The sequence below is a fragment of the Aeromicrobium sp. genome (genome assembly GCF_036676885.1).
GTDB lineage: Bacteria > Actinomycetota > Actinomycetes > Propionibacteriales > Nocardioidaceae > Aeromicrobium.
This window is the reverse complement of record NZ_JAKFCB010000037.1, coordinates 1-6,632: the sequence shown is the minus strand read 5'-3', so window position 1 is coordinate 6,632 and position 6,632 is coordinate 1. Positions and strand designations below refer to the sequence as shown.

The 6,632-nt window shown below is 70.0% G+C and carries 9 protein-coding genes; 5 read left to right on the top strand and 4 right to left on the bottom strand.

Going from position 1 to position 6,632, the window contains the following annotated elements; all coding sequences use genetic code 11:
• Window positions 1-124 precede the first annotated feature (124 nt).
• Window positions 125-688 (top strand): 2-amino-4-hydroxy-6-hydroxymethyldihydropteridine diphosphokinase, encoded by a 564-nt coding sequence (gene folK / locus V6M46_RS02035; RefSeq protein WP_332662071.1) that lies wholly within the window; start codon window positions 125-127, stop codon window positions 686-688.
• 13 nt (window positions 689-701) lie between these two features.
• On the top strand, window positions 702-1,205 hold the full coding sequence (locus tag V6M46_RS02030) for a DUF3180 family protein (protein WP_332662069.1): 504 nt from the start codon (window positions 702-704) through the stop codon (window positions 1,203-1,205).
• A gap of 219 nt (window positions 1,206-1,424) precedes the next feature.
• Here the strand turns inward: V6M46_RS02030 and V6M46_RS02025 are convergent, their stop codons facing one another.
• On the bottom strand, window positions 1,425-3,077 hold the full coding sequence (locus tag V6M46_RS02025) for a DUF885 domain-containing protein (protein ID WP_332662068.1): 1,653 nt from the start codon (window positions 3,075-3,077) through the stop codon (window positions 1,425-1,427).
• Between the two features lie 22 nt (window positions 3,078-3,099).
• On the opposite strand from V6M46_RS02025, the gene V6M46_RS02020 reads away from it, so the two are divergent.
• Window positions 3,100-3,387, top strand: coding sequence for a hypothetical protein (locus V6M46_RS02020; RefSeq protein WP_332662066.1), 288 nt, complete (start codon window positions 3,100-3,102; stop codon window positions 3,385-3,387).
• Window positions 3,388-3,390: 3 nt separating this feature from the next.
• Here V6M46_RS02020 and V6M46_RS02015 read toward each other — a convergent pair whose 3' ends face one another.
• Entirely contained in the window at window positions 3,391-4,392 is a 1,002-nt protein-coding gene (locus V6M46_RS02015; RefSeq protein WP_332662065.1) for an AraC family transcriptional regulator, read from the bottom strand.
• A 40-nt stretch (window positions 4,393-4,432) separates the two neighbouring features.
• Here V6M46_RS02015 and V6M46_RS02010 point away from each other — a divergent pair, with 40 nt between their 5' ends.
• Both V6M46_RS02010 and V6M46_RS02005 read left to right on the top strand, forming a co-directional pair.
• Window positions 4,433-4,687, top strand: a complete 255-nt coding sequence (locus tag V6M46_RS02010) for a DUF4242 domain-containing protein (protein ID WP_332662064.1) — start codon at window positions 4,433-4,435, stop codon at window positions 4,685-4,687.
• A complete protein-coding gene (locus tag V6M46_RS02005; RefSeq protein ID WP_332662062.1) occupies window positions 4,687-4,953 on the top strand; it encodes a hypothetical protein in 267 nt (88 codons plus the stop codon). Before V6M46_RS02010 ends, V6M46_RS02005 begins: the two co-directional genes overlap by 1 nt.
• Before the next feature lies 1 nt (window position 4,954).
• On the opposite strand, the gene V6M46_RS02000 is transcribed toward V6M46_RS02005, so the two are convergent.
• Together V6M46_RS02000 and V6M46_RS01995 are read right to left on the bottom strand one after the other, a co-directional pair.
• Window positions 4,955-6,097, bottom strand: coding sequence for an NADH-quinone oxidoreductase subunit D (locus V6M46_RS02000; protein ID WP_332662061.1), 1,143 nt, complete (start codon window positions 6,095-6,097; stop codon window positions 4,955-4,957).
• A partial coding sequence (locus tag V6M46_RS01995; RefSeq protein WP_332662060.1) for a hypothetical protein occupies window positions 6,094-6,632 on the bottom strand: 539 nt, incomplete at its 5' end. The genes V6M46_RS02000 and V6M46_RS01995, both read right to left, overlap by 4 nt.

The following is a 6,632-nucleotide window of genomic DNA, read 5'->3' as shown; positions in this document are numbered from 1 at the left end:
GTATGGTGGACTTGTGCCTGGCCGAACAGTCGGTCCAATGGGTTAGCGTGACGGTGCACAAGCCGGAAGCGCCCATCGAGGTGACGTTCGAAGATGTCGCCGTCACGATAGAGCGGAGCAAACTGTGACCGAAGCGCCCACCCCGTACGTCCTGGACGCCGACACCATGACCGGCGGGATGCGTCCCATCCGCCAGGCGGTCCTGTCGCTCGGCTCCAACCTGGGCGACCGGCACGGCAAGCTTCAGGGCGGGGTCTCGGCCCTCGAGGACACCCCTGAGGTCACGGTCGTGGCGATCTCGTCGGTCTACGAGACGGATCCGGTCGACGCGGTCGAGGGCTCCGGCAAGTTCCTCAACGCCGTGGTGCTGATCGACACGACGCTGACGGTGCACACGCTGCTCGACCGGGCCCTCGCGATCGAGGACGCGTTCGGCCGCGAGCGCTCCGAGCCGGGTGCCCCGCGCACCCTCGACGTCGACCTGATCGTCGTCGGACCCCGGGTCGCCGACGACGAGTCCCTCAAGCTTCCGCACCCCCGCGCCCACGAGCGTGGCTTCGTCCTGGTCCCGTGGCTCGAGATCGACCCCGAGGGTGAGATCCCCGGCCGGGGCTTCGTCGCCGACCTCCTCGAGGGCGTTGACACCAGCGGCGTCCACAAGCGCGAGGACCTCGAGATCATCCTGTGATCTCGTCTCGCGCATGAACCGGGTTCGCCCCACTTCGGCGCTTCTGGTCGTCGCGCTGATCGGCACGGGGCTCGTCGTCGGCCGGCTCATCCCGCCGCTGATCGTACGGCTCGACGGCAGCGTGCCGCGGCTCAGCTGGGCCGCACCGCTCACGCTGCTGCTGGCCGCGATCCTGGTCGGCACGTTCGCGTGGAACACCTGGCAGGCGCTGCACAAGAAGCACCAGCGCGTGACCTCCGACTACGGCATCAGGATGCTGGCGATCGCCAAGTCGTGCGTCGTCGTGGGAGCCCTCGTCGCTGGTGTCTACGGCGGATTCGCGCTGGCCTACGTCGACGCGACGGACTCACCGCTCGGCAAGGAACGCGTCGTGCGTGCCGGCGCAGCGGCGATAGCAAGCCTGCTGCTGCTGACGGCGGCGCTGCTGCTGGAGCGTGCCTGCCGGCTGCCCGGCGACGACGACGAGGGCAAGAACGGCAAGGCCCAGAACGGCCGCCCCGACCCCACCCCCGCCTAAACCCTGAGGATGGGGGTCCCCCCGCGAGCTCTGCGAGCAGGGGGAGGGTTCCCGTCCGGTGAGGAGAGGGTTCTCGTCCGGTGGGGAGAGGGTTCTCGTCCGGTGGGGAGAGGGTTCTCGTCCGGTGGGGAGAGGGTTCTCGACCGGTGGGGACGCCGGAACTCTCTCCTCAGGGTGCCGGAACCCTCTCCTCAGGGTGCTGAAACCCTCTCCTCAGCGTCAGGTGAGGAGGGTTTCGCGGAGGGTGCCGAGGCCGACGCTGCCGACGGCGAGCGCCTTGCGGTGGAACTCCTTGAGGTCGGGCCCGTTGGCGGCGACCCACTCGTCACGCAGCTGCTCCCACATGCGCTGCCCCACCTTGTACGACGGTGCCTGGCCCGGCCAGCCGAGATAGCGGTTGGCCTCGAAGCGGATGAACGGCTCGTTCATGTTGACGTGCTGGGCCAGGAACGGGAACGCGTCGTCGCCGGTCCACACGCCGGTGCCGTCGGGTTTTGGCTTGCCGAGGTGCACGCCGAGGTCGATCACGACGCGCGCGGCCCGCATCCGCTGCCCGTCGAGCATCCCGAGCCGGTCGGCGGGATCGTCGAGGTAGCCGAGATCGGACATGAGCCGCTCGGCGTACAGGGCCCAGCCCTCGCCGTGGCCGGAGTTCCAGTTGATGCGGCGCCAGCCGTTGAGCTCGGCGCTGTTGTGGACCGCGAGGCCGCACTGGAGGTGATGGCCCGGCACGCCCTCGTGGTAGACCGTCGTCAGCTCACGCCACGTGTCGAACTCCGTGATGCCCTCGGGCACGCTCCACCACATCCGGCCCGCCCGCTCGAAGTCCTCGCTCGGCGGCGTGTAGTAGATGCCGCCCTCCTGCGTCGGCGCGATCATGCACTCGAGGCGGCGCATCGGCTCAGGGATGTCGAAGTGCGTACGCCCGAGGTCGGCGACAGCGCGGTCGCTCGTCTCCTGCATCCACGCCTGCAGGGCGTCGGTGCCGTGCAGCTTGCGGCTGGGGTCGGCGTCGAGGTGCCCGATAGCCTCGGCCACCGAGGCGCCGGGCAGGATCTGGTCGGCGATCTTCTGCTGCTCCTCGACCATGCGGGCCAGCTCCTCGAGCCCCCATTCGTAGGTCTCGTCGAGGTCGATCTCGACGCCGACGAAGTCGCGCGACGCCAGGGCGTAGTGCTCGCGCCCGACTCCGTCCGCCTCGGGGGCGTGCGGCGCGAGCTCGCGGTCGAGGAAGTCCGCCATCGCGGCGTACGCCTGGGTGGCGGCGCGGGCACCGGCCTCGAGCTCGGCCTTGAGCGAGGCCGGCGCGTCGGCACCCGTGGCCAGGGAGAGGAAGAAGCTGTCGGCGCCGGCCTGCTTGCGGGCCTGGTCGGCCACCTCGCGGACCTGGCGGACGGCGGGCGCGTTGCCGGCGGCGATGCCCGCGCGCAGCGACTCGAGATAGCCCGCCATGGCACCGGGGACGTTGTGCATCCGGCGGGCGATGTGCGCCCAGTCGTCCTCGGTGTCGGTGCTCATGAGGTCGAAGATGTCGCGCAGGTCCTGCCCCGGCGATGCGATGACGTTGAGGTCGCGCTGCCAGAACCCGGCGTCGTACTTCTCCACGTCGAGGCTCAGCGTGCGGATGAGCTCGGCCTGCGTGATCGAGTCGACCGGGTCGGCCGGGACGGCCGTGCGTACGCGGGCCAGCATCGCCCTGGCCGCATCGGCTGCCGCGGCGGCACCGTCGGGCGACCGGTCGGCGTAGTCGGACTCGCGGCCCGGGCGGCCGAGGTGGATGTGGAGCTCGGGCGTGAGCTCGAGCATCGTGTCGAGCCATTCCTCGGCGAGCGTGTCGATCGGGGTCGGGATGCGGGGCGTGGAGTCGGCCATGGAGCGACCCTACGATGACCCCATGTCACTCACGCTGTGTGTTCAGCTCTGGGCGGTCCCGGGCAACGAAGGGCTGCTCGCGACGTACGAGGACGAGGTGCTGAGCCTGCTCGGCGATCACGGTGCCAGGCTCCTCCAGCGGGTACGCAGCGTCGAGCGCGGCGACGGCCCGTACGAGGTGCAGATCATCGAGCTGCCCGACGAGGCGGCACTCGGCGCGTTCATGGCCGACCCCCGACGGCTCGCCTCCGCGCCGATCCGCGACCGCTCCGTCGCCCGCACCGAGATCACGAGGGTGACGCAGGTCTGAACGTCAGCGGGCGACGCGCCAGACGCTGGGCGCCGCCCCGTGGTCGCGCTTGAAGGCGCGACTGAACGCCTCCTCCGACTCATACCCGACCCGGCGGGCGATGGCGGTGACGGGCAACGTCGTGGAGCGCAGCAGGTCCTCCGCGACGTGCATCCGCCAGCCGGTGAGGTAGCGAATCGGGGCGAGGCCGAGCACCGTGCGGAATCGCTCATCGAGCACGGTCGACGAGACCGTGGCCTCGCGCGCGAGATCGGCGATCGCCCACTTGCGGGCCGGGTCGCCATGGATCGCGGCGAGCGCGGGCGCGACGACCGGGTCGTGCAGCGCAGCCAGCCACCCGGTGTCCGCCGCCGGCGCGTTGGCCAGGTGCAGCTTGAGCACCTCCCGCAGCAGCAGCTGCGGTATGTCCGTGGGCGCCGCCAGCCGGTCGTCGGTCACCTGGCTCGTCTGCTGAAGGACCAGGTCGCTGCTGGCCCTGATCCACGACCGGACCGGGCCCTCGGGCGGTGTCACGACGAACACGGGCGGGAAGACCCCCATGTGCGGGTCGAACAGCCGGTCGTCGCAGGTCAGATAGCCGCACACGACTTCGCTGCGCGCCCCGCCGAGCCCGTGGACGATGTGCGGCATCTCAGTCCACGGCGGCGGATCGACGAGCTGCGTGATCGGCACGAGCTCCGCGGCCTCGTGCCCGCCCATGCGGTGCTGGTCGTTGTACGGAAGCACGATGACGTCGCCGTCGTGGGCCCACACCTTGTGTGACCCGGCCTCGACCCAGCAGCTGCCCGAGACGACGACGTGGAAGAGGACGATGCGCACGGCTTCGGGGGCCAGCACGGCGGCGGCGTCCTTCGACGGCAGCGACTCGTACGCCCAGGACTCGGTGTATTCACCGCGCAGGAAGATCGCACCGGACAGCTGGATCTGCGCCAGAGCGGCGACAAGCGCGGCGGATCGATCAGGTCCTGCGGCTCCTGAGTCATGGTTCGCTCTCGCGATGGTCATGACACTGAGTGTGTCAGCAAACCTCTGGAAGGAGACCGAAATGCCGCTCTACATGGATGTTCACGAACAGCTCCCGGAAGGCGCTGGGACGGCAGATGTCGCCGCCGCGCACAAGGCCGATCTGGCCACGCAGGACAAGTACGGCGTGCAGTACCTGGAGTACTGGGTCGACGAGACCAACGGCAAGGCGTTCTGCCTCGTCGAGGCGCCGGATCCCGACTCGGCGATCGCCGTGCACCGGGAGGCGCACGGTCTGGTCGCCGACCGCATCTATCCCGTCGTCAAAGGATTCTGATGTCGCTCGCCGAGCGGTTCAACGCGACCGGATTCTCCCGCTGGGTCAACGGCCCCAGCGGGAGGGTGTTCCGGCTCGTCGCCGGCACCGCGTGGCTCGCCGTCGGGCTGGTCTTCCACGATCACTGGTGGGGCGTCGCGGCCATGGCGTGGAGCGTCCTGCCGCTGACCGCAGGAATCTTCGACGTCTGCTGGTTCAGTGCCGCACTGGGCGGACCGCTCCGGGGCAAGGCCATCCGCGCCGGCCAAGCCGTCCCGACCGCCTGAGTTACTTGTCGACGTCGCCGACGACGAAGAACATCGAGCCGAGGATCGCGACGAGGTCCGCGACGACCGCGCCACCGACGATCTCGGGCAGCACCGCGACGTTGTTGAACGATGCCGTACGCAGCTTGAGCCGCCACGGGGTCTTCTCGCCGCGTGACACCAGGTAGTAGCCGTTGAGCCCCAGCGGGTTCTCGGTCCACACGTACGTAGACCCCTCCGGAGCCTTGAGGATCTTGGGCAGGCGTACGTTGACCGGTCCGGGCGCGACGTCGGCGAGCCGCGCCAGGCAGGCGTCGGCGAGGTCGAGCGACACCTTGGTCTGCTCCAGGAGCACCGCGAACCGGGAGTAGCAGTCGCCGTCGGACCTGACCGGTACGCGCAGCACGTCCTGCAGCTCCCCGTATGCCAGGTAGGGCTCGTCGCGCCGCAGGTCCAGGTCGAGCCCCGAGGCCCGGGCGATCGGGCCGGAGACGCCGTACGCCTCGACCAGCGCCGGCGACAGCACGCCGACGCCTCGGGTCCGCGCCCGGAAGATCTCGTTGCCGAAGATCAGGTCCTCGAGCTCCCGCAGCCGCGTGCGTACGGTCGAGATCGCCGCCGAGGCGCGACCGGTCCAGCCGGCCGGGATGTCCTCCTTGAGGCCGCCCACGCGGTTGAACATGTAGTGCATCCGCCCGCCGGAGACCTCCTCCATGACCTCTTGGATGGTCTCCCGCTCACGGAAGGCGTAGAAGATCGGCGTGATCGCACCCAGCTCGAGGGGATAGGACCCGAGGAACATCAGGTGGTTGAGCACCCGGTTGAGCTCCGCGAGGAGCGTACGGATCCAGGTCGCCCGCTCCGGCACCTCCATGCCGAGCATGTCCTCGACCGCGAGCACGACGCCCAGCTCGTTGGAGAACGCGCTCAGCCAGTCGTGCCGGTTGGCCAGCATGATGATCTGCCGGTAGTCGCGGACCTCGAACAGCTTCTCGGCCCCGCGGTGCATGTAGCCGATGATCGGCTCGCACGCGACGACCCGCTCGCCGTCGAGCGTCAGCCGCAGGCGCAGGACGCCGTGCGTGGCCGGGTGCTGCGGTCCGATGTTGAGCACCATGTCGGTCGTGGCGAAGCCCGTGCCGACGCTCGCGGTGACCTCGGTCATCGGCGCCGCCGAACCATGCGCTTGCCCCACCGGATGAGGCGCTTGGTCAGGCCACGCGGCGAGTTGCGCTCGACCCGCTCGAGCCGGGCGTAGAGCTCGTCGATCTGCCGCGCCTGGGTGTTCACGTGCTCGTTGAGGCGGGCGTAGCGGGTGCCCGCGCCGCTCCACTCCGGGTGCGGGAACGGGTGCTCGTACGCCTGGGGGTGCCGCGTGATGTCGAGGACCATGCCGTCGCGCAACCACTTGAGCCGCGACGCGATCTCGTGGCCGTCGGACGCGACGAGGGGATGCACGGGCGGCGGGAACCTGGCGGCGGCGAGCCGCTCGTCGAAGTCGCCGGCGCCGTTGCCCTCGCGCCACATGTGCTCGAGGCCGTTGCGCTCGAGGAATGCGGTGTAGCGGTCGAAGCCCGCCGGCAGCGCCGCGTTGAACGCCGACATGTCGGTGGCCTCGTAGAGGTCCTCGGCCTTGAGCTCGGCGGTGAACTCCGGCATCAGCATGTAGGGCATCTGGTGATACTCGGCGAGCTCGAGCG

What these genes read in the sequence shown, in the direction of transcription:
- V6M46_RS02025 (WP_332662068.1), bottom strand. Translation starts at nt 3,077, where the DNA reads ATGGCCGACTCCACGCCCCGCATCCCGACCCCGATCGACACGCTCGCC.
- V6M46_RS02015 (WP_332662065.1), bottom strand. Translation starts at nt 4,392, where the DNA reads ATGACCATCGCGAGAGCGAACCATGACTCAGGAGCCGCAGGACCTGAT.
- V6M46_RS02005 (WP_332662062.1), top strand. Translation starts at nt 4,687, where the DNA reads ATGTCGCTCGCCGAGCGGTTCAACGCGACCGGATTCTCCCGCTGGGTC.
- V6M46_RS02030 (WP_332662069.1), top strand. Translation starts at nt 702, where the DNA reads ATGAACCGGGTTCGCCCCACTTCGGCGCTTCTGGTCGTCGCGCTGATC.
- V6M46_RS02010 (WP_332662064.1), top strand. Translation starts at nt 4,433, where the DNA reads ATGCCGCTCTACATGGATGTTCACGAACAGCTCCCGGAAGGCGCTGGG.
- V6M46_RS02020 (WP_332662066.1), top strand. Translation starts at nt 3,100, where the DNA reads ATGTCACTCACGCTGTGTGTTCAGCTCTGGGCGGTCCCGGGCAACGAA.
- V6M46_RS02000 (WP_332662061.1), bottom strand. Translation starts at nt 6,097, where the DNA reads ATGACCGAGGTCACCGCGAGCGTCGGCACGGGCTTCGCCACGACCGAC.